General features: G+C 58.4%; 16 protein-coding genes and 1 pseudogene. 10 read left to right on the top strand and 7 right to left on the bottom strand.

Features of this window, described 5'->3' with window-relative positions; translation table 11 throughout:
- Entirely contained in the window at positions 1-1431 is a 1431-nt protein-coding gene (locus LKE28_03005) for a S41 family peptidase (GenBank protein MCH3907229.1), read from the bottom strand.
- 84 nt (positions 1432-1515) lie between these two features.
- Between LKE28_03005 and lgt the strand changes: the two genes are divergently transcribed.
- The 3 genes and pseudogenes from lgt to gpmI all read left to right on the top strand — a co-directional run bounded on the left by lgt (position 1516) and on the right by gpmI (position 5887).
- Entirely contained in the window at positions 1516-2457 is a 942-nt protein-coding gene (gene lgt, locus LKE28_03000) for a prolipoprotein diacylglyceryl transferase (protein ID MCH3907228.1), read from the top strand.
- Entirely contained in the window at positions 2454-4247 is a 1794-nt protein-coding gene (locus LKE28_02995) for an aminopeptidase P family protein (protein MCH3907227.1), read from the top strand. Before lgt ends, LKE28_02995 begins: the two co-directional genes overlap by 4 nt.
- Positions 4240-5887, top strand: a pseudogene (gene gpmI, locus LKE28_02990) (2,3-bisphosphoglycerate-independent phosphoglycerate mutase). Before LKE28_02995 ends, gpmI begins: the two are co-directional and overlap by 8 nt.
- A 114-nt stretch (positions 5888-6001) precedes the next feature.
- Here the strand turns inward: gpmI and LKE28_02985 are convergent.
- The 6 genes from LKE28_02985 to LKE28_02960 all read right to left on the bottom strand — a co-directional run bounded on the left by LKE28_02985 (position 6002) and on the right by LKE28_02960 (position 12915).
- The gene (locus LKE28_02985) at positions 6002-6544 is read right to left on the bottom strand and encodes a hypothetical protein (protein MCH3907226.1); all 543 of its coding nucleotides are present in this window, start codon (positions 6542-6544) and stop codon (positions 6002-6004) included.
- Positions 6544-6777 carry a hypothetical protein gene (locus LKE28_02980; protein ID MCH3907225.1) on the bottom strand — a complete coding sequence of 78 codons (234 nt, stop codon included), beginning with the start codon at positions 6775-6777 and terminating at the stop codon, positions 6544-6546. Before LKE28_02980 ends, LKE28_02985 begins: the two co-directional genes overlap by 1 nt.
- Positions 6778-6783: 6 nt before the next feature.
- Positions 6784-8013 (bottom strand): dicarboxylate/amino acid:cation symporter, encoded by a 1230-nt coding sequence (locus tag LKE28_02975; GenBank protein ID MCH3907224.1) that lies wholly within the window; start codon positions 8011-8013, stop codon positions 6784-6786.
- A 32-nt stretch (positions 8014-8045) separates the two neighbouring features.
- The gene (locus LKE28_02970; protein MCH3907223.1) at positions 8046-11408 is read right to left on the bottom strand and encodes an alpha-amylase family glycosyl hydrolase; all 3363 of its coding nucleotides are present in this window, start codon (positions 11406-11408) and stop codon (positions 8046-8048) included.
- 68 nt (positions 11409-11476) lie between these two features.
- Positions 11477-12001 carry an aminoacyl-tRNA hydrolase gene (gene pth / locus LKE28_02965; protein MCH3907222.1) on the bottom strand — a complete coding sequence of 175 codons (525 nt, stop codon included), beginning with the start codon at positions 11999-12001 and terminating at the stop codon, positions 11477-11479.
- The gene (locus LKE28_02960; protein MCH3907221.1) at positions 11998-12915 is read right to left on the bottom strand and encodes a hypothetical protein; all 918 of its coding nucleotides are present in this window, start codon (positions 12913-12915) and stop codon (positions 11998-12000) included. The genes pth and LKE28_02960 overlap by 4 nt, the downstream gene beginning before the upstream one ends.
- Positions 12916-13012: 97 nt before the next feature.
- Between LKE28_02960 and LKE28_02955 the strand changes: the two genes are divergently transcribed.
- The 7 genes from LKE28_02955 to LKE28_02925 all read left to right on the top strand — a co-directional run bounded on the left by LKE28_02955 (position 13013) and on the right by LKE28_02925 (position 20780).
- A complete protein-coding gene (locus tag LKE28_02955; protein MCH3907220.1) occupies positions 13013-13876 on the top strand; it encodes a MurR/RpiR family transcriptional regulator in 864 nt (287 codons plus the stop codon).
- Entirely contained in the window at positions 13873-15015 is a 1143-nt protein-coding gene (locus tag LKE28_02950) for a DUF1343 domain-containing protein (GenBank protein MCH3907219.1), read from the top strand. Before LKE28_02955 ends, LKE28_02950 begins: the two co-directional genes overlap by 4 nt.
- Complete coding sequence (locus LKE28_02945) at positions 15005-16534, top strand: glycoside hydrolase family 3 protein (GenBank protein MCH3907218.1); 1530 nt, start codon at positions 15005-15007, stop codon at positions 16532-16534. Before LKE28_02950 ends, LKE28_02945 begins: the two co-directional genes overlap by 11 nt.
- A 3-nt stretch (positions 16535-16537) precedes the next feature.
- Positions 16538-17026 (top strand): GNAT family N-acetyltransferase, encoded by a 489-nt coding sequence (locus tag LKE28_02940; GenBank protein MCH3907217.1) that lies wholly within the window; start codon positions 16538-16540, stop codon positions 17024-17026.
- Positions 17023-18195: an anhydro-N-acetylmuramic acid kinase gene (locus LKE28_02935; protein ID MCH3907216.1), complete on the top strand. Its 1173-nt coding sequence runs from the start codon at positions 17023-17025 to the stop codon at positions 18193-18195. Before LKE28_02940 ends, LKE28_02935 begins: the two co-directional genes overlap by 4 nt.
- A 78-nt stretch (positions 18196-18273) precedes the next feature.
- Positions 18274-19236, top strand: coding sequence for an N-acetylmuramic acid 6-phosphate etherase (murQ, locus tag LKE28_02930; GenBank protein MCH3907215.1), 963 nt, complete (start codon positions 18274-18276; stop codon positions 19234-19236).
- Entirely contained in the window at positions 19233-20780 is a 1548-nt protein-coding gene (locus LKE28_02925; protein MCH3907214.1) for an extracellular solute-binding protein, read from the top strand. The genes murQ and LKE28_02925 overlap by 4 nt, the downstream gene beginning before the upstream one ends.
- Position 20781: the final 1 nt, after the last annotated feature.

The raw sequence follows: 20781 nt of genomic DNA, 5'->3' as shown, positions 1-20781 counted from the left end.
TCATTCTCCCGTGGTGAGGAATTGGATGGCCCGCACCAGCGGCGGATCGTACTGGGTGTCCACGATGGGGATGTCCTCGTACTTCATCGTCTTGGTGTAGTAGGCGTTCCTGACCAGAATCCGCAGGACCATCTCGTCGATGCCTGTCTCTTTCTGCTGGGTGATGAACTTCTGGATGTTCGCTTCGGTGAAGTCCGGATTGTCGTTGACGAATTTTGACGCGGCCTCATCCTTGAGCAACGCGCTGTACGCTTCGATCTGGTCTTTCGGGACGGTGAAATCCTCCACTTCGATATCCGGCTGGATGCCCTTCTCATGGATGCTTTCCCCGCTGGGGGTGTAGTACCTGCCGGTGGTAAGCTGGACATAGCCGTCACCGTAGGCGAAAACGGACTGGAAAATCCCTTTGCCGAACGTCTTGGTACCGATCAACGTGGCGCGGTGGTTGTCACGAAGCGCCGCAGCGAAGATTTCCGAAGAAGAGGCCGAGCCACCGTTGACCAACAGGACGATCGGCATGTCCTGGGGAACCTGGGTGTTGCCCGAGGCGGTGTACCGCTGGGAGCTGTTGGTGCCCTTGCGGCCTTCCATCGTGACGATGACGCTGCCACGGGGAAGGAAGGCGTTTGCGCTCTTCATCGCCGCGTCCACCTCTCCGCCTCCGTTGTTCCTCAGGTCGATGATCAAGGATTTCAGTCCTTTGGTTTTCAAGTCTGAGAGGGCGTTGAGCAACTGGGTGCTGGTGTCCGAGGTGTACTGGCTGATGCTGATGTAGCCGATGCCGCCATCCAGCATGGTGTGCTCGATCACCGGGGTGTTGACCAGTTCCCGGGTCAGCGTCACGTCAAACGACGTTCCGTCCCGGTAGACGGTCAGTTTGACGGTGGTGCCCGGAGTCCCCCGAAGTTTCTTGGAGGCCTCGGTGCTGGTCATCGAGTCGACTTTCTCTCCATCGATGGCTCCGATCATATCGCCGCTGCGCAGTCCCGCGCGCTCGGCGGGGGCTCCGCGGAACGGGGACTCGATGGTGATCATGTAGGTGCTGGGATCATTGGGATCGATGTTGGTGGGGTTCTGTTTGACCAGGTATACCCCGATGCCACCGTACTTGCCGGTGCTTTCCTCGGAGTAGTTCTCCGCTTCTTTGGCGGGTACGTAGAACGAGTATTTGTCCCCCAACGCCTCCAGCATTGCCTCGGCCATCGCTTCCTTGACGGCAGTTTTGTCGACATCCTTGTAGTAGATGGCGTCCACATAGCGGTACAGGGAAGTCAGAGAAGACATATCCTGCGAAATCTGATCCATCTGCTGGGGGGCCTGGACGGATTTCGCCTGGTTTTGCAACCATGTATATTCCGGCATTCCCTCGCAGAACAGCGGGGTGAATACCAGCATCAGTATAAGGAAAAACATCACGTGTGCTTTTTTCATATCTCCAAGTATAATTCCAAAACAGAATTGAAGCTAGCTGAAACCGCTCTTGACCCTGCATTTGGATACACATACACTTTGGCCATGGTCCTGTATGTCCAATTCCCCAGCTGGGTGCGCATGGAAATCATTCCGTCGCTGCCATTCCGATGGTATGGCTTGATGTATGTCGTCGCGTTCGCCATCGCCTATGGGCTTACCATGGTGCAGGTGAAGAAAGGCGAGGTCGATCTTACCCGGGATGACGTGGATGATCTGTTCCTCAGGTGCATCCTCTGCCTGTTGTTGGGCGCCCGCCTGTTTTCCCAGCTGATCTATGAGGGGACGTGGTACTACTGGATCCACCCGTGGTTGATCTTCTGGCCGTTCCAGAACGGACAGTTCACCGGGCTTGCCGGGATGAGCTACCACGGTGGGGTGATCGGCGCCATTCTCGGGGCCGTCTGGTTCTCCCGCAAACGGAAGAAATCGTTCTTCGCCTGCGCCGATACGCTGTGCGCCGGCATCCCGCTTGGCTATACGTTCGGTCGGCTGGGCAACTTCATCAACGGAGAACTGTACGGACGGGTCTGCACCCAGCCGTGGGGGATGGTGTTCCCCGAGGCTCCGCACTTCTCCACCAACTACCAATGGGTCAGGGACGTCGCCCAAAAGGTGGGGATGCCGTATGAGGGCGTGGCGTCCCTGAACCTTCCCCGGCACCCGTCCCAGTTGTACGAGGCACTGTTTGAGGGGGTCGTGCTGTTTTTGTTCCTGTGGTTCGTCATCCGGCCGAACAAGAAGCGTCACCCATCCGGATTCGTGTTCGGTTGGTATTTGATCGGATATGGAGCCATCCGCTTCATCCTGGAGTATTTCCGTGCTCCGGACGCAAACCTTGGCTATCTCATCAAGGGAGGGCCGGGGAGTGACAACATCGCCCTGTTCCAGTCCTTCCTGAACATCTCGCTGGGACAGATCCTCTGTTTCCTGATGATCGTCGGCGGGGTGCTGTTGCTGGTCATACGGAAGAAGGAGTCATCATGACGGTTGATCAAAAGGTCAAGGCTCTGCGTGCCTTGATGAAGAAAACAGGGGTCGATTGCTGGTACATCAACGGCACCGATCCCCATCAGAGTGAGTATGTGTGCCCCCGGTGGCGCACCCGCGCCTGGATCTCCGGGTTCACCGGCAGCGCCGGAACGGTGGTGATCACCCGCAAGGAAGCGCTTTTGTGGGTGGATTCCCGGTACTTCATCCAGGGCGCCCAGCAGATCGAGGGGAGCTGTTTCCGGTTGATGAAGCTGGATACGGAGAACACCCCCTCCCCGATGGAGTGGGTCCGCGCCAATCTGCATAAGGGCCAGAGCGTCGGCATCGACCACGCCACGTTGTCCCTGAAGACCCGCGGGGAGATGCTGGATACGTTTGGACCGAAAGGCATCGTGCTGATGCCGATGGACGACCTGTTGGATGCCATCTGGACGGATCGTCCCGCCGTCCCTGATTCCAAGGTGATCCAGCTGTCCAAGGAGATCGCAGGATATTCCCGCAGCGAGAAATTCGCCCAGGTGCGGGAGAAGATGGAAGAGCTTGGATGTGGGTTCACGTTGATCTCCGCGTTGGATGACATCGCCTGGGTGACCAACCTGCGGGGTGATGACATCGCCTACAATCCGGTGTTCCTTTCCTACCTGCTGTTGGGAAAAGAGAAGGCGTGGCTGTTCACCGATCCGGCCCGCTTCTCCGCAGATCTGCTTGCCGAGGTCACCAAGGATATGGAGGTGCTTCCCTACGAGAATGCCGCTTCCACCATCAAGCACCTGGTCCATGCCAGGGATGTGGTGTACCTCAACCCGGAGCGGACCAACATGTTGATGGCCGGCGCCATTGGCAAAGCCAAGGTGATCTTCGGACGGGACTTCACCACCGACATGAAGGCGCGCAAGAACGATGTCGAGATGGAAGGAATGCGCAAGAGCCATCTGTTGGATGGCGTCGCGCTGGTCAACTTCCTTGCCTCGCTGGATCGCCAGCATCCCAACTACGACGAGTATCAGCTGACGGAGATGCTCCGTGCCCAGCGGCTTCGCGCCAAGGATTGCCTGGGTGAGTCGTTCGGCCCGATCGCCGGCTTCAGCGAAAACGGCGCCATGTGCCACTACAGCGCGACGAAGGAGATCCACAAGACGATCACCGGCAGTGGGCTGGTCGTGCTGGATACCGGTGGGATGTACACCTTCGGCATGACTGACGTGACGCGGACCATTTTGTTTGGTACGGCGACGCCGGAAGAGATCCGTGACTACACGGTGGTACTGAAAGGACATCTTGCGTTGGCTGCGGCAAAGTTCCCCAAGGGGACGTGCGGATACCAGCTGGATATTCTGGCCAAGCAGTTCATGTGGCAGTACGGCATGACGTTCTACCATGGGACGGGCCATGGGGTCGGGTTCCGCCTGAACGTCCACGAGGGTCCGCAGAACATCAGCCACCGGCCGGTGCAGGTTCCCATGGAAGTGGGGATGGTGACCAGCGATGAGCCGGGCATCTACAAGGAAGGCCGGCACGGCATCCGCATCGAGAATTTGATCGCCTGCCAGGCAGGGGAAACGACGGAGTTTGGCCCGTTCTATCAGTTTGAGACATTGACGCTCTGTCCGTATGAACGCGCGTTGATTGATGTCAGCATGCTGACTGACGCCGAGATCCGGCAGATCAACGCCTACCACGCCCGGGTGTACGCCTCCCTGAAGGATCTGGTCGATCTCCAGAGTCTGGCCTATCTGAAAGATGCGACGAAACCGATCGAGAAAGGAGAAGCAAACAATGGTTGAGGCATTACGGAAGTCGGGGAAGCTTTCCCGCAAGGGTCCGGTTGTCCTGTTGATCATGGACGGAGTGGGAATTGGCAAATACAAGGAAGGGGACGCGGTGGCGGCCGCGTTGACCACCCATCTGGACGCATTGAAGAAAGAGTGTCCGTATACGTTGCTGAAGGCTCATGGAACGGCCGTCGGGCTTCCTTCCGACGCCGATATGGGCAACAGTGAAGTCGGGCACAACGCCATGGGGTGCGGACGTGTCTTTTCCCAGGGCGCCAAGCTGGTGCAGAACGCCATTGACAGCAAGTCAATGTTCCAGGGTTCCATATGGAAGAAACTGGTGGAGAACGTCAAGCAGGACCATGGGACGCTTCACTTCATCGGTCTGCTTTCCGATGGCAACGTCCATTCCCACATCAACCACCTGAAGGCGATGATCCTCCAGGCCAAGGCGGAAGGGGTGAAGCGGGTGCGGGTGCACGCGCTTCTCGACGGACGTGATGTCGGTGAGCTTTCCGCGTTGGATTATTTCGATCCCTTCACCTCTTGGCTGAAAGGGCTTTCCACCGATGGCTTTGATGCCCAGATCGCCAGTGGCGGCGGACGGATGGTCATCACGATGGATCGGTACAACGCCAACTGGGACATGGTGAAGAAAGGATGGTACACCCATGTGCTGGGAGAGGGGCGGATGTTTGACAACGCCCACGACGCCATCGTGACGCTCCGCGAGGAGACGCATGCCATCGACCAGGATCTTCCTCCGTTTGTCATCGCCAAAGATGGCAAGCCGGTCGGGACGATCAACGACGGTGACAGTGTGATCCTGTTCAACTTCCGCGGCGACCGCGCGCTGGAGATCACCAAGGCGTTCGAGGCGCCGGAACTGAAGGAATTCGACCGCAAACGGCATCCCAAGGTGGAGTACGCCGGCATGATGGAGTACGACTGGAGACCTGCACGTGCCTCACCAGTACTTGGTCAGTCCTCCGTCCATCGACCGGACGCTTGCCGAGTACCTGTGTGCCAGCGGAGTGAAACAGTTCTCCATCAGCGAGACGCAGAAGTTCGGGCACATCACCTATTTCTTCAACGGAAACCGCAGCGGGTACTTTGACGAGAAGCTGGAACAATACGTCGAGATTCCGTCGGACATCGTCCCGTTCGAGCAACGGCCATGGATGAAGTGCGCCGAGATCGCCGACCGGGTGATCCAGGAGATCGGAAGCGGGAAATGGGATTTCATCAAGATGAACTTCCCCAACGGGGATATGGTCGGGCACACCGGGGTGTATGAGGCGGTGGTCTGCTCCATGGAAGCGCTGGACCTGCAGATCGGACGGATCAAGGATGCGGTGGAGAAAGCCGGTGGCGTGTTGTTGATCACCGCCGACCATGGTAACGCCGATGACATGTACGAGCACAAGAAGGATGGATCGGTGGCATACAAGGAAAACGGGGAACCCAAACCGAAGACCAGCCATTCGCTCAATCCGGTGCCGTGCATCCTGTACGATCCTTCGTATCACGGCGAGTACGACACCACGCTGAACAGCGGACTTGGCATCTCGTCCATCGCGGCGACCTGCATGGAACTGCTCGGCTTCGTGCCGCCATCCGATTACGACAAGAGCATCATTGCGTTGAAGTGACGGGGATGGAAACGAGACAGGGGCCGCGGAACACGGCCCCTGTTTTGTACAAAGGGAGAGCCGCCTTACGGCGGCCCTCTATATATGAACACCAGGAAACCTGGTGATTAGGGGTTACCCCCAAATGCGGTTTGACCGGGCGACCAGCACCAGGATGATCAGGCCGAAGATGTGAATCCACAGGATGAAGAAACGGGCGACGGGTCCCAGCATGCCTGCCTGCAACGTGTGCGCGATGATGATCAGCGTGAATCCGATCGACTTGATGATGGTGTTTCTGCTGGGGGTTTCCTTGAGCAGGTTGGCCACCAGGGATACGATGCTGATACCCCCGAAGATGTACATGAACAGACGGAGCATGCCGCTGGTGATGTATGCGGCACGGAGATACGCGTCACTGGCATACGAGATGGGAACGGTGAGCCCAAAATACAACGAACAGGCAAGGGCGATCAAAATGTACTGGGACATCTTTCGGGTGTTGACCTCTGCCTGGAAGATGCTGCACTCCAAGACAAGGAACGTGCTCAGAAGGAAGGAAACCTGGAACACCTTCGCGACAACTCCCAGCATCGGCGCGAACAGGTGGGTGACCCGGAAACTGACGAACACCACTTCCATATCCTTCAGCGTGAAGGCAAGAAACAGCAGCGGCATCACCTGGACATCCGGGACCGGTGGCCTGTTTTGGTGAAATGGATGATCAAAAGGGCTGCGATGAAGGTTGCCAACGCATGCAGGCACAGCATGCCCATACGCCAGGTGGCCAGATACGCCGCTTCTCCGGTACCCGTGATCCTGACGGACGTCCAGACGGTCAGCATCGTGATGGCGATGGTGATCAATCCTTGGATGACCAGTGTGGTATAACGAAAAAAACCTTTTCCCATGATGCGCTACAGGATGTACCGGTATGGGTTGTTGATCCTGACGTTCATATGCTGGCAGAGGTACGCTGCACCCATATTGGCGATCAGATTATCCAGCATGACCCCCAGTCCGTTGATCAACGGGAGGAACGCAAGGAGCGTCACTTCCGCCCCGTACAGGTTGATGCCCAGCATTCTGAGGGCGAGCACGGTGACCAGCAACGTTTCCGAACCAAAGCCCAGCGACGAGCAGAAACTCGCCGCGGCAGCGGCAAGTGCGATGAACAGCAATACGTTCCACTGGGGGACGGCGTTGGTCGCGCTGTACACCAGCGCCATGGCGCTGATGGCACCCAGCATGGCCGATCCACCACGAGCGATCAACGCGAAGAACGGTAATGCCGTGGCGCTGACCCGTTTCTGGCATCCCAGGTTATGGCGGGTGATGGGTTGTCCGATCACCTGGGAAAGCAGAATGTCGCCGGTGAACAGACCGATGGCCAGGGAAGCGATGCTCCGGTAAATCATCTGGTACGGATTGACTTTGAACTTGGTGAAGATGGCGAACAGCAACGGCAGGATCACCAGCACCACCGCCGCGCATCCGGCAAGCAGCATCTCCAGGAACCGGGAGGCGACAAACAGGGAACCCTCATTCCATATGCCGGAGAAAAACGATGCGGACGCGAAGAACACCAACAGCCAGCTGGTAGTGGTGAACGCCCGGGAAAGCCGGAACATCAGCTCGCTGAAGCTGTTGGTCACCACGTAGGCGGGACGGATCACCTCAACATTCGGCTTGAGGAAATATCCGATCACAAAACAGACAATCAGAAGCGGCAACAGCAAAGTGTCCAGCGAACCGGTCAGGCGGAACGTCAGAAAACGTTGCATGAAGGTGCCGAAGGGAAAGGAGGAAAGAAGCGAGGAATCGCTTCCGGTGGTGCTGGTGGCGGGAAACTTGGTGGGAAGCAACAGAAACACGCCCGCGGCGACCAGAGCGACGATCACCGTGGTGACCACCGCCCAAAGAATGGAGGACCAGAACGCTGTTTTCAGCTGGGCGTCTTTGCGAAGGGAGGCGATTCCGCTGGTGAAGGAACACAGGATCAACAGGAACAGGATGCACAAACCAACCTGCCCATAGACGATGGTGATGTCCGTCATGATGGTCGCGAACCGAGGGCTTTGCCCTACCGTGAGGGTAGCAACCAGCGCCATCAACGCAGCCGCAAGATAATTCACCCAAGTTTTCATAGCACCTAGAGTAGCTTATACGGCGAGGTGAGTCAATGAACAGGGATATCCTGTATCCGCAACAACCCATCCAGCCGATACCCTGCCCGTTCCTCCGCATTCATCAATGTTCGTTGGAATCCGCTCAGTTTCCGAGCGTGCCACAAGAGCGATGCGGCACTCATGAAAATGCACTCCTGCATCGATTCTTTCTTATACCAGGTGACTCCCTGGTACTCGTTACAACCGGTGTATTCCCATACACTGGCGTCTTCCAACAGGTGGGTGAGGAAAGATACCGGATCCGTTTCTTCCTTTCCTTGGAATCCGCTCTGCAGCAAAATCGCGCCCAGATGGCAAATGCGCCGCGCTTCCGTTTCATCAGAGCCTTGCAGCGATTCCTGGAAGAACCGGTGGCACAACAGCGTATCGGAAACTTTCATCGCGTCCATTACCGTGGCGTCTTTGGCGACGAACGGCTCCAGAAACAGGGCTGTGGCAACCACCACGGGCATTTCCTGCATCGTCTGCGCTCCATGGAGGAAGAATCCATTGTCTTCTGTTGGGGTGAACAAACCAAGGAACCGGGCCAGTCCCTTCTGGAGGACGATGGGGTCCCGTTTGCCTTGGAATTCCGGAAGGAACGCTTTGGTTGCCGGGTTGATGGTCTGGAACGCTTTGGCAAGTTCCGCGTCACACTCGGCAAGCAGCAAGGTAAGTTTCCTGGACAGCTTCTCCGGATCCCCACCGGCGATCAATTCGTTCCACAAAGAGAAGAACGGAGCCTTGCCCAGCGCTTCGCAGGCTTGGAAGATCGGCCGAAGCCTGAGAAGCCGGATCTCTTCGGCGATGTTCCGCACCCCTTTTCCCGCCAGCGTGCGGTACAGTTCCGCATAGGTGCCGTCCGTATCGGTCACCTGGTGGATGTCGGTGTACACCATCGTCTCGTATCCGGCCAGATGGAAGGAAACTCCGTGGTCGACGATCTGCCGGGACGGTTCCAGGTAGTACAGGCCGGAGGGGAAGCGGCAGAAGATGGTGTACCGGTCATCACGTGCGCCCAGTTGCAACGCCTCTGCGATGGTGACGGTGGCGGTGTGCCGTTCTTCTCCCTTGATCAGTTTGGGTACGCTGGTCCGGATGGTCCCTTCCACACCCTGGTACTGGTTGTTGTACACCACCAGGGAACGTTCCTTGGCGTTTCCGTTGACATAGCAGTACGCCGATTCCTCCACGTTGCCGTACCCGTTGACCAGGTCAAACAATTGGAAATAGTCGATTCCGCTGTACAGGTACCGTTTGCGTAGCAACGGGAAGATCCTCCGGTAGTGTTCGGCGATCAAAGCTTGGTTGGGATGCTCGTCCCAGTAGGCCCGTTTGTATTCCATGCCGTACTTTTCCCGGTATCCCTCGATCTGGCCGTGGCCGATCATCGGCAGGCCCGGCATGGTGGCCAGCAGCGTGAAGACGCCGAAGTACTTGTCCCCGTCGCCGAACTGTGCGATGGCCGTCTCCTCATCCGGGTTGTTCATGAAGTTGACGAACCGTTTCAGGATCTCCGGCTCGAATGCCAGGGTCTTCTTGATCGTATCCCGGTACTTCTTGTTCTCCTGGTTCTTCAGCATGTTCATGAAGGCGCTGTTGTACACCCGATGCATGCCCAGCGTCCGGACGAAGTATCCTTCCATCATCCAGAACGCTTCGGCAAGGAGCAGCGTATCCGGCAGTTCCTTCGCCATCCGGTCCACCACCTCACGCCAGAATTCCTGGGGCATGCGGGCGTTGAATTCGGCGTCGCTCATGCTTGCGCCCGAGCGGCCTGCGATGTCTCCGCCGCATCCCAGCTGGGGATACCACAGTCTGCGGATGTGTTTTTTCGCCAACGTCATCGCCGCGTCGAAACGGATGATCGGGAAGTTCTGGGCGACGTGGCGGATCTCCTGAAACACCGCCTCTCTGGTCTGTGGATTGAGGAAATCAAGCTGTGCCGTGTCGTTCCAGGGCATCGAAGTGCCGTCGTTGCCATGGAAGATGTACGTCGTTCTTCCTGTACGGTTGTCCCGGCGCATGAAGGTCACCGCGGCGTCGCTGCGGTTGTAGTAGTGGTCTTCCAGTTTGATCTCCACATCCGGATTGTGGGAAAGGTTGGGACCGTTGTACGTGTACGATGGGAACGGGGGATAGTCCTGCTGGATGAAGTATTCCGGATGCTCGAACACCCATTTGCTGTCGATGCCGGTATGGTTGGGCACCATGTCGCTGGCAAGCCGGATGCCGCGGGCATTGCATCGTGAGCGAAGATTCTCCACCGCCGGCCAGCCACCCAGGGATGCGGAGATCTCATAATCCTTCAGGGAATAGGCCGACGCTTCGGCATCCGGGTTTCCGCATCGGATCTTGATCTCCTTGCTGGCGTCCGAACGCTCCCAAAGGCCGATCAACCACAGCGCCGTGATGCCCCGCTCCCGAAGCAGGTCCAGTTCATGGTCGGGTATCTGATCCAGATGGATGATGGGCTGTCCGTACTGCTTGGACAGCTGGTCAAGCCACACCAGCGTGCTTTTGGCGATCATCACCACGTTGGGCATCCAATCCCGGTCATCGGTGAAATTCTCGTAGTCGCTGTCCAGCCTGCTGTAGTCGGGGACGATGGTCTCTGGTTTGCCCCCTCCGGTGCCTCCGAAGCGTGGGCGGTGTTCTTCCTTGTCGAAGGAGAGCGCGCGGAGCAACAGCAGTTTCAGGGGTTCGGGAAGAAAGTCAGCCCATTGCTCCAGGATGAAGGATATCTGGTCCGCAAGCGAGTCGGGATGGCGTCTTGCCGGTTCGGTAAGGAACGTGAACAAATCTTCCCGATGGCCCGAGCTGACCATGCCCGCCTCACGGGAAGAGGTCAGCATCAGCGTACGGAATGCCGTGGCTTCCGGAGGAAACACGACGCCATCCGGGCTGATGAACGGCTTCGCCGCGGAAACGAACGCCGGGTTGTCCGCCATCACCTGGTGGATGAAAAAGCCCCGGAGCGACTCTTCCAGGAGTTCCTGCCGGGAGGGTTGGTGTTGTTCCAGAAGCGGAGAGGGGAATTCCTTGATGTAGAACGTCAGGGCGAACCGGCTCGCCGCGTTGTCCTTCAGGACGGTAGCCATCCGGGAGAAAAAGACCGGGTGGGTGGTGCGGAGAAACGAGCTGAGCACCGTCTGGTACATCAGGTGCAGAACGGCCGCCATGTTCAATGCCGAGGGGGACAGATAGTCTGATTTTCCTTTTTGTGTGACCAGGTTGTTGTACTGGAAGGTGAGGTCATTGGCTTCTTTGCAGAGGTCATTGAGGTTTCCTGTATCGGAAGCGATGAAAACCGGGACGTCGCAATGCAGTTCGCTCCGGGTGCGAACCGAAATCCTCATGTCATGTTTGTTCAAGAAGCGCCTCCCCTGTGGCGAAAAGTATACCATTGGTTTGTCGCAACACGCAAGTTTGAGAATGGAATTTATTCCAACGAGATTGCCTGTGGCTGGTCTTGGGGACGCTCCAGCCATGGGCGGAGGCGGGGAAGCAACAGGGATAGGCCAATCTCCTCGTCCGGCGTGAATGGAGCAAGCACATAGGATGCGGCGTTGCCATGCGGGGGGCGTCCGATGCCGATGCGGATGCGGAGGAACTGGTCGGAGCCAATATCGGTTTTGATGGACCGCAGCCCGTTGTGTCCTTGCAGACCTCCCCCCAACTGGAGTTTTGCCGTCCCGAAGGGAAGCTCCAGGTCGTCATGTACGACGACGACCTCCTGGCTGTGCAGATGAAAGAACGCGTATGCCTCCGCCACGGATTGTCCGCTGATGTTCATGTAGGTCTGGGGTTTGAGGAGCCGTTGTCCCGCTTCCTGGGCGTACAGCCCATGGAATTTCTTCTGCCAGGAGGCGTCGGGAAACAACACGTCGGCAAGGCGGAAACCGACGTTGTGCCGGGTTCTGGCATACTCCTTGCCGGGATTTCCCAGAAAGACGATCAGGTTCATGATTCCTCCGAGCGGGCCAGCATCATGGCTCCTTCCAGCGCGGAATGGACCGGGGTGAACGATACGGTGTACGACGGCAATTGATGGCGCATCTCCGAGAGAAACAGCTTGTCCAGCAGGGGATCATGGGCGAACGAGCCTCCCCCGCAGACCACCGCTTTGGAAAACGGCGCGGAAAGCCGACTGGCGATGGAGAGCACCAGGGAGACAAGCGCCTTGGCTCCCTGCTGTTCGATGTCCAACGCCAACTCGTCGCCATGCTGGGCCGCCTTGGTGATGAATGGAGCGAACGATGCGATGGTGGCTTTTTCCACGGTGGGGTCATTGACGAAATAGATGGCGTCCTGCAGGTTCTCCAGATGGAAGAAAGAGAGGATGGCGCCTTCCAGCGTCGAGGGGATGTCCCGGTTCTCTGAGGCCGCCAGGGTTCTGCGGATTGCTTCCTTTGCCATCCAGAACGCCGATCCTTCATCGCCAAGCCGCCATCCGAACCCGCCTGCGCGAACGACGCTCCCCTGTTCGTTGCGGCCGCAGGCGATCGATCCCGTGCCTGCGATCACGGCGATGCCGCTGAGGCCTCCCAATCCTCCGACCAGAAAGATCTCTTGGTCTCCGCACACCTTGATGCGGGCATTGGGCAGAAGAGGTGCGATGGCGGAAGCAAAACGGATCTGGTCGGCCGGTTTACCCATACCTGCCGAACCAAGCACCAGGGCGGTGACCTGTTTGGCATCCCGTCCCGTCGCTTCCAAGGAATCGGTGATCAATGACTGTACATGCCGGATGGCGGACTCCCATCCGACGCCGTACGGATTGCTGGATTCTCCTTGTGCATGGTGGAGGATGGCGTCATCCGTTCCCAGGAGCAACCGGCAGGTTGTTCCTCCGCCATCCATGGCGATGTAGTGGTTCATGGGCTCATCATAGCATGGATCTGTGGCGATGATAATAATTATTACGGTGTGGCGATAATAATTTACAGAAACGGGAAAGTACCGTATGCTGGGGAGCATGGAAGGAAGTCTGACCAGAATCAAGCAGTTGCAACGGGAACTCAGCCCTTCGGAGGCGAAAGTCGCCATGGCGATCCTCGCTGACCCGGAGCGTGTGGTGGACCAGACCATCACCGCGCTGGCCGCATCCGCCGGCAGTTCCACGGCGGCCATCACCCGGCTGTGCAAACGAATCGGCCTTTCCGGGTATGCCGACCTGAGGATGGATATCGCCAAAGTGGTCTTTTCGTCCCAGAAGCGCAAGGAAGGTCCTTTGCTCCTCGATCCCAAACAGATGAAGGATTCCCGGATGATCACCTCGTCGGTGATCGGGGCGGTCTGCCGGAACGTCGAGCTTCTGGAAGATGTGCTGGATACCAAAGCGGTGGAGGATGCCACGTTGGCATTGGATGGGGCCAACCACATTTTGATCACCGGCGTCGGCGCATCCGGTCTGGTCGGGGCGGATTTCCAGCAGAAACTGATCCGCTTGGGGATTTCCTCGATGTACCAGAGTGATTCGGATGTCCAGCAGGTATGCGCGTCCACGCTCTCCAAGGGGGATGTCTGCGTGGTGTTCTCCTATTCCGGAAACACCGGATCGATGAAACGGGTGGCATCTCTGGCCAAGGATCATCACGCCACGTTGGTCTCCGTCACCCGGGTGGGGACCAATCCGGTTTCCTCCCTTGCTGACATCCGCCTGGAAGTGCCGGACAGCGAAACGTTGTACCGGCAGGGTGCGACCCTGTCCCGGCTGAACCAACTGGTTGTCGTGGACATCCTGTACGCCTCGTTGATCGCCCGAAGGAAAAACTCATTGGATTTGATCTCTCGTACTTGGCTGTCATTGGGGCGGGACGCCAAAGGCGGCACGACATGATCCGCCTGGGAGTGGACCGCACCGAGGATTGGGTGCCGTTGGTATCCGGAAAGCGGGTGGGGTTGGTCTGTAGCCCGGCATCCGTCACCGGTTCGTACCAAGATGACATCGCCTTCATTTCCCGCCATTGCACGTTGACGGCGCTGTTCGGACCGGAACACGGCGTGCGGGGGGAATCCGGGGCAGGGGTGCAGGTGGGCGATGCGGTTGATCCTGTATCCGGACTTCCGGTCTACAGTCTGTATCACGGAGAGAACACCCATCTGGATCCGGACATCCGGCAGCATGTGGACGTGCTGCTGTACGACATCCAGGATCTCGGACTTCGGTTCTACACGTACATCGCCACGTTGAAAGGGGTGCTTCGGGATGCTTCCCGGCTGGACCTTCCCGTCATGGTGCTGGATCGTCCCAACCCGTTGGGGGGCATGGTCTACGGCGCCCCGCTTGATCCATCGGACTGGAGTTTCGTCGGACCGGACGCGCTTCCCGTCCGCTACGGCATGACGGCAGGGGAGCTGGCCCGTTGGTACAACGAAAAGCAACCCCATCCTGCAGAGCTCACCGTCATTCGGATGCAGGGGTGGAGAAGCGGGATGCTCTGGCCACAGACGGGACGGAACTGGATCCCCACCAGTCCCGCCATTGGATCGTTCGCTTCGGCATTCTGTTATGCAGGGTTCTGTCTTCTGGAAGGAACCAACCTTTCCGAAGGACGAGGAACCTCCACCCCGTTCCAGCTGTTCGGTTCTCCGTATCTGGATGCCGATGGGCTCGCTGCGTATCTGAATGACGCCGATCTCCCCGGTCTCCGGTTCGTCCCTCGTCTGTTCCGTCCGGATTCCGGCAAGTTTCAAAACGAGACATGCAATGGGGTGTTTGTCGTTCCGGTTGATCTGAAAGCGGCCAATCCCGTCAAGGCGGCGCTGTTGGCATTGGCGTGGATTGCAAAACGGCATGAGGAGTTCTCCGTATTGCCTCCCCGTGCCGAGGGGGTTCCTCGTCCGCTTGAGCGGTTGATGGGGAAGAGGGATGCCGATGAGGTGTTCCATGATTGTTCGACGGTGGTGGCCCGATGGGATGAAGAGGGCAGGCGCTTTGCCGAAATGGTGGAGAAAGGAAGGTTGTATGCACAGTGAATCGATCGTATGGCAGACAGGACAGCGGCTGGTCACCGGATTCCCTGGATTGGAAATGGATGACCCGTTCCGGGAGACGGTGGCTCGGTGGAAGATCGCCAATGTGATTCTGTTCTCCCGCAACCTGACGGATGCCGATGGCATCGGAAAGCTGTGTGGCGATATTGACGAATTGGTGATGGGGGAGACGGGCACCCACCCGTGGATCATGATCGACCAGGAAGGCGGCATGGTCTCACGTCTGCCTGTCGGATGCGCCATCGCGCCGGGTGCCATGGCGCTTTCCGCCTTGGATGATGCCGATGCGGTGTACACCTCTGCGCTTCAGACGGCACGGGAACTCAGGGCGCTGGGCATCAACGTCAACCTGGCACCGGTGTTGGATGTGAACGCCAATCGGAAGAACCCGGTCATCGGGGTGCGCAGCTACGGTGATGACCCGGGCATCGTCGCCAAGTGGGGGAAGATCGCCGCCAAAGGGTACCAGGACGGAGGCGTGCTGTGCTGTGGCAAGCATTTCCCAGGGCACGGGAATACCTCGGTGGACTCCCACCTCTCCCTGCCATTGGTGGACAAGCCGAAGGAAGCGCTCTCCGGGCAGCTCTTTCCGTTTGAAGAACTGATCAAAGCCGGCATTCCGTCCCTGATGACCAGCCACGTGCTGTTCCCCGCGTGGGAACCGGAGCGCATCCCCTGCACGATGAGCCGGAACATCATCACCGGGCTGCTTCGTGACCAGATGGGGTTCACCGGCCTGGTATTCTCCGACTGCATGGAGATGAAGGCCATCGCCACGTTCTACGGCACCGTCCAGGGGGCGGTCAAGGCGCTGCAGGCGGGAGTCGACCAGGTGATGATCTCCCATCACAGCGATCTTGCCGCCCAAGCAGCCCAGGCGGTGGTGGACGCGGTGGAGAAAGGACAGTTCGACCAGGCCGAATGGGACGCGTCCCTCGCGCGGATCGCCAAGGCGAAGCAGAATGTGATGGACCAGCCCCCGCTTCCTGTGGCGCCGGATGCCATCACGATGATGGACGAATACGCCCGCAAGGCCATCACGCTGGTCTCCGGCACGATGCCGCCGCTGGGGGAGAATCTGTTGTTCGTCGGGCCGCAAGGGTTCATCACCAGCAACGTGCAGGACAAACTGGAAGGGGCCGATTACGCCCGGTCCATGGCCCATCTGCTGGGAGGGCGCGCAATGGTGATCTCCGCCAATCCCTCGGAGGAAGAACAGCAACAGGTGGTGGAGGCGGCTGCGGGATGCCAGGTGTATCTGGGGACGTACAACGCCCACCTGAACCGCGGGCAGATCGCCCTTGCCCTGCGGTTGATCAAATCAGGTCTGCCGGTGGTGGTCACGGCGCTCCGCAATCCGTATGATCTGGAAAAGCCGGTTCGGGACGGCGCCCGTTGCACCCTTGCGACGTGGGAATATTCCGAGCGTATCTTCGCCGCATTGGCGGGAATCTACGCTGGCAACAGCATGAACAGCCACATGCCTGTGGCATTGGAGTAAGCAATGGGAAGTGACATGTTGGTTTCGTTGTACAAGCTTCCTCCATGGGAGCCGGAACAGAAGCGGATGGAAGCTCTGGGAGTGAAGATCCAGAAGGCGTTTCCCCCGGATCGCTACCAGGTGATCGATTGGGTGCGACGCTACTCCGGACCGTATGCCGCAGGCGAAGCCGCCTGTTCGTTCAAGGACAAGGGAACGACGATGTATCTGGCTGTGCGGGAAGGAGCCATCGTCGGCTATGCCTGCTATGATGCCACAGCGCCGGATTTCTTCGGTCCGACCCGGGTGTTGGACAGTGAGCAGGGCAAAGGCATCGGCAAGGCGTTGCTGCTGGCCTGCCTGCACGCCATGCGGGAGGAAGGGTACGGCTACGCCATCATCGGGGATGCCGGACCGACGGGGTTCTATGAGAAGTGCGTCGGCGCGGTGGTCATCCAGGGATCCACCCCGGGAATCTACCAGGATTTCCTCAAACTGAAGGACGAAGGATGAGCCAGAAGCTGGTGCCGCTGTCCCAGCGGAAAGAACGGCTGTGCATCGGCATCATGAGCGGTACCAGCTGTGATGGCATTGACTGCGCCTTGGTGCGGATCTCCGGCAGTGGGGTTGGCTTGAAGGCCACCGAACTGGGGTTTGTCACCGTGCCGTATCAGGATGCGGTGCGGGAACGGCTTCTTGCCCTTGCAAAAGGCGATGTGGGAGGCAGCCATGAACTGACGTTGATGGCCTTCCTGCTGGGGGACCTGTTCACCGAGGCGTGCCTGAAGCTGTGCGACGCCACCGGTGTGAAACCGACGGATATTGATTTGATCGGCAGCCACGGGCATACCGTGTTTCATCTTCCCCAATCGGAGCCGTATCTGGGGCGCGCCATCCGTGGCACGATGCAGATCGGGGATGTGTCCCGTCTTGCCGAGACGTTCTCCTGCCCGGTGGTCAGTGATTTCCGGGTACGGGATTTCGCCGTCGGCGGGATGGGTGCGCCGTTGGTGCCGTACACCGAATACCTGTTGTACCGGAGCGATACGGAGACGGTGGCCCTGCAGAACATCGGTGGCATCGGAAACGTCACCATCCTTCCCAAAGGATGTACGCCAGAAAAGGTGGTCGCGTTCGACACCGGACCTGGCAACATGGTGATCGACGCGCTGGCTTCCCATTACACCCAGGGAACGATGCGCTACGATGACGGAGGGAGGATGGCTTCCCACGGAACGCTTCTTCCCCGCCTGGAACGCTTTTTCCTCTCCGATCCGTATCTTTCCCAACCGATTCCCAAAACGACGGGGCGGGAGCGGTACGGACAGGAATTTGTCCGCAATCTTCTTTCCGTGGCGGGGGACGCCACGGCGGAGGATGTGCTGTACAGCGCGACATGGTTCACCGCCGAGGCGATCCGTCGTGCCGTGGCGGGATATCAGGTGGATCGCCTGGTGATCGCCGGTGGAGGCAGCCACAACCGGACGTTGCTTTCCATTCTTGGGAACATGCTTCCTTCGGTGGCCGTGATGCGGGGGGAGGATGCCGGCTACAACAGTGACAGCAAGGAGGCGGTGGCGTTCGCCATCCTTGCCAACGAGTGTGTCTGCGGGCAGGTCAATTCCCTTCCCTCGGCGACGGGTGGAGCGCACCCGGTGGTGCTGGGAAAAATCCAGCTTTGAAAATAATTATCAAATCATCTTACAGAAACATAAAAATATTTATTGTCAGAACAGGGAAACGATGGGAAAATGAAGGCAATGGACAAGATAGCGACGACGGAAATGCGCAATCCTGCATCGGTAGGAATTGACCGTAAATCCACGTGGGAGATCCTCAGGATCATCAACACGGAGGACAAGAAGGTTCCGTACGCGGTGGAAACGGCGTTGGATGAGATTGCTGCCGTCACGGACCGCGTCGTCGCCGCATTCAAACAGGGAGGCCGGCTCCTGTATATCGGAGCGGGAACCTCAGGACGGCTTGGCGTGCTGGATGCGTCGGAGTGCCCCCCGACCTACGGGGTTTCCCCCCAGATGGTCCAGGGGATCATCGCAGGAGGGGAAGCGGCGTTGACGCATTCCATTGAAGGCGCCGAGGATGACGGACAGGCGGGGGAGGACGCATGCAAGGCGCATCATCTCACCTCCAAGGATGTATTGATCGGCATTACGGCAAACGGGGGAGCCCCGTTCGTCGTACAGGCGCTCCGGTACGCAAAATCACTGGGTTGTGCGATCAGCGCCATCAGCTGCAACCAAGTCACCCCGGTGTTCGATCTGGTGGAGCCGAAGATGCGCATCTATCTCCCCGTCGGACCTGAGATCATCACAGGCTCGACGCGGATGAAGAGCGGAACGGCGCAGAAGCTGGTGCTGAACATGATCACCACGACGGCGATGATCCGGCTGGGGAAGGTGTATAATAACTTGATGGTCGACCTGAAGCCGGTGAACGCCAAACTGGTGGACCGATCAATACGGATGATCCAGGAGATCACCGCCTGTGGGGAGGAAATGGCGCGGGACGCCTTCCGTGAAAGCGGATCGGACACCCGCAAGGCGATCGTCATGGTGGCGCTTGGAGTGGACGCGCCTCAGGCGGAGCGGCTCCTTTCCGATCGTGAAAGTCTTGGTCAGTTGTTTTCGGTGCATCATCCCAAACGCTTGGCGAAGGGTATGGAAGAGAATCTGCTTGGAAAAGCAAAGAAGGAGAGACTATGAAGAGAAGACTGTTTGTCCTGTTGGTGTGCATCGCACTGGTGGGATCCCTGTTCGCTCAGGGAACCAAGGAAACGACGGCGACAAAAGCGGAAGGACCATTGAAGATTTCGATGTTCTATTCCGACAATGCGACGTTGCCGTTCAAGAGTGACTGGCTGACCGTCAAAGAGGCTGAGAAACGGTCCGGCGTCCAGGTGGAATGGGAGATCATCCCCATCGCCGACTACCAGACGAAAGTCTCGTTGGCGCTGAACACCGGGACCAACGCACCGGACGTGATCCTCTACCAGTCCATCACCGGAGAGAACGCTTCGCTGGCGCTCAATGGGGCGATCGTCCCGATCTCCGATTATTCCCAGTGGACGCCGAACTTCAACGCCCGGGTCAAGGAATTCGGACTTGAGGATACGGTGGCTAAGCTGGCCCTCTCCGATGGCAAGCGGTACAATCTGCCTTCGCTGTTTGATGTGCCGTTCTATGATGGAGGCATCATCATCCGTGAAGACCTGTTGAAGAAGTACGGCCTGCAGGCTCCGAAGACGTTTGATGAGTTCTACAACGTCCTGAAGGTGTTCAAGCAGAACAACCCGGATTCCTATCCGCTGACCATTCTGGCTGGTCCTCGTGTCCTGTACCGCTTCACCATGCCGTCGTACGGCATTTCGCTGGGCAAGAACTCCTCGTCTGGTTCCTACGTCCTTTCCTGGGACTACGGAAAGAAGCAGTATTTCGCCGGAGCCATTTCCGACCAGTACAAGCAGTACATCACCTACTTCCACAAGCTGTACGCCGAAGGGTTGCTGGATCCTGAGATGGCAGACCCGATCGACGGGACGAAGTGGTCGCAGAAGATGGCTACGGGAAAGGCGATGGCCACCTGGGCGTACTACGACCAGATCGGCGGCGTGACGGCGGCGAGCAAGATCGACGGCTTCAAACTGCAGATGTATCCGTCGCTTGCCGGTCCTGCCGGTGCCCATAACCAGCCGAAAGCCAAAACCGGCTCGGGAATCATCTTCCCGGCGCAGACGGCGAAGCGCGCTGATTTCGAGCAGATTGTCCGTGCGGTTGACCAGATGTTCTACTCAGAGGACAGCGCTAAGCTGTGGTGTCTGGGCGTGGAAGGGGTGACCTACACGATGGAGAACGGCAAGGTGAAGTTTGTTGACGCCTATGCCAATGATCCCCGTGGCATCTACAAGGCTCTGCAGCAGGATTTCGGCTGCGGCTCGGATGTCACCCAGATGGTGTGGGTAAACAAGCGTGAGATGACCAAATACGACGAGAACTACGCGGCCATCAACGCCGAAGTGGAAGCGATGGGAGACGTCATCCAGGAGCTTCCGCCCCGCCCGAAGTTCAACGACATCGATGCCGAGACGGCCGCTTCGTACCAGACTCCGCTCGCTGACGCGTGGGAGCGCTGGAACGACGCGTTCCTGACCGGCGCCAAGTCGATCGACAAGGATTGGGACTCCTATGTGGCGGAGATGAAGAAGTTGGGCATCGAGAAGATGCTTGACCTGTACAACAAGAACCTGTAGG

This window comes from Sphaerochaeta sp., from assembly GCA_022482495.1.
Lineage (GTDB): Bacteria > Spirochaetota > Spirochaetia > Sphaerochaetales > Sphaerochaetaceae > RUG023.
This window is presented reverse-complemented; position numbering and strand designations above follow the sequence as displayed.

Bases quoted from the DNA above. Each gene is read 5' to 3' on its own strand.
- LKE28_03005 (MCH3907229.1), bottom strand. From the start codon at position 1,431: ATGAAAAAAGCACACGTGATGTTTTTCCTTATACTGATGCTGGTATTC.
- lgt (MCH3907228.1), top strand. From the start codon at position 1,516: ATGGTCCTGTATGTCCAATTCCCCAGCTGGGTGCGCATGGAAATCATT.
- LKE28_02995 (MCH3907227.1), top strand. From the start codon at position 2,454: ATGACGGTTGATCAAAAGGTCAAGGCTCTGCGTGCCTTGATGAAGAAA.
- LKE28_02985 (MCH3907226.1), bottom strand. From the start codon at position 6,544: ATGCCGCTGCTGTTTCTTGCCTTCACGCTGAAGGATATGGAAGTGGTG.
- LKE28_02980 (MCH3907225.1), bottom strand. From the start codon at position 6,777: ATGGGAAAAGGTTTTTTTCGTTATACCACACTGGTCATCCAAGGATTG.
- LKE28_02975 (MCH3907224.1), bottom strand. From the start codon at position 8,013: ATGAAAACTTGGGTGAATTATCTTGCGGCTGCGTTGATGGCGCTGGTT.
- pth (MCH3907222.1), bottom strand. From the start codon at position 12,001: ATGAACCTGATCGTCTTTCTGGGAAATCCCGGCAAGGAGTATGCCAGA.
- LKE28_02960 (MCH3907221.1), bottom strand. From the start codon at position 12,915: ATGAACCACTACATCGCCATGGATGGCGGAGGAACAACCTGCCGGTTG.
- LKE28_02955 (MCH3907220.1), top strand. From the start codon at position 13,013: ATGGAAGGAAGTCTGACCAGAATCAAGCAGTTGCAACGGGAACTCAGC.
- LKE28_02950 (MCH3907219.1), top strand. From the start codon at position 13,873: ATGATCCGCCTGGGAGTGGACCGCACCGAGGATTGGGTGCCGTTGGTA.
- LKE28_02945 (MCH3907218.1), top strand. From the start codon at position 15,005: ATGCACAGTGAATCGATCGTATGGCAGACAGGACAGCGGCTGGTCACC.
- LKE28_02940 (MCH3907217.1), top strand. From the start codon at position 16,538: ATGGGAAGTGACATGTTGGTTTCGTTGTACAAGCTTCCTCCATGGGAG.
- LKE28_02935 (MCH3907216.1), top strand. From the start codon at position 17,023: ATGAGCCAGAAGCTGGTGCCGCTGTCCCAGCGGAAAGAACGGCTGTGC.
- murQ (MCH3907215.1), top strand. From the start codon at position 18,274: ATGGACAAGATAGCGACGACGGAAATGCGCAATCCTGCATCGGTAGGA.
- LKE28_02925 (MCH3907214.1), top strand. From the start codon at position 19,233: ATGAAGAGAAGACTGTTTGTCCTGTTGGTGTGCATCGCACTGGTGGGA.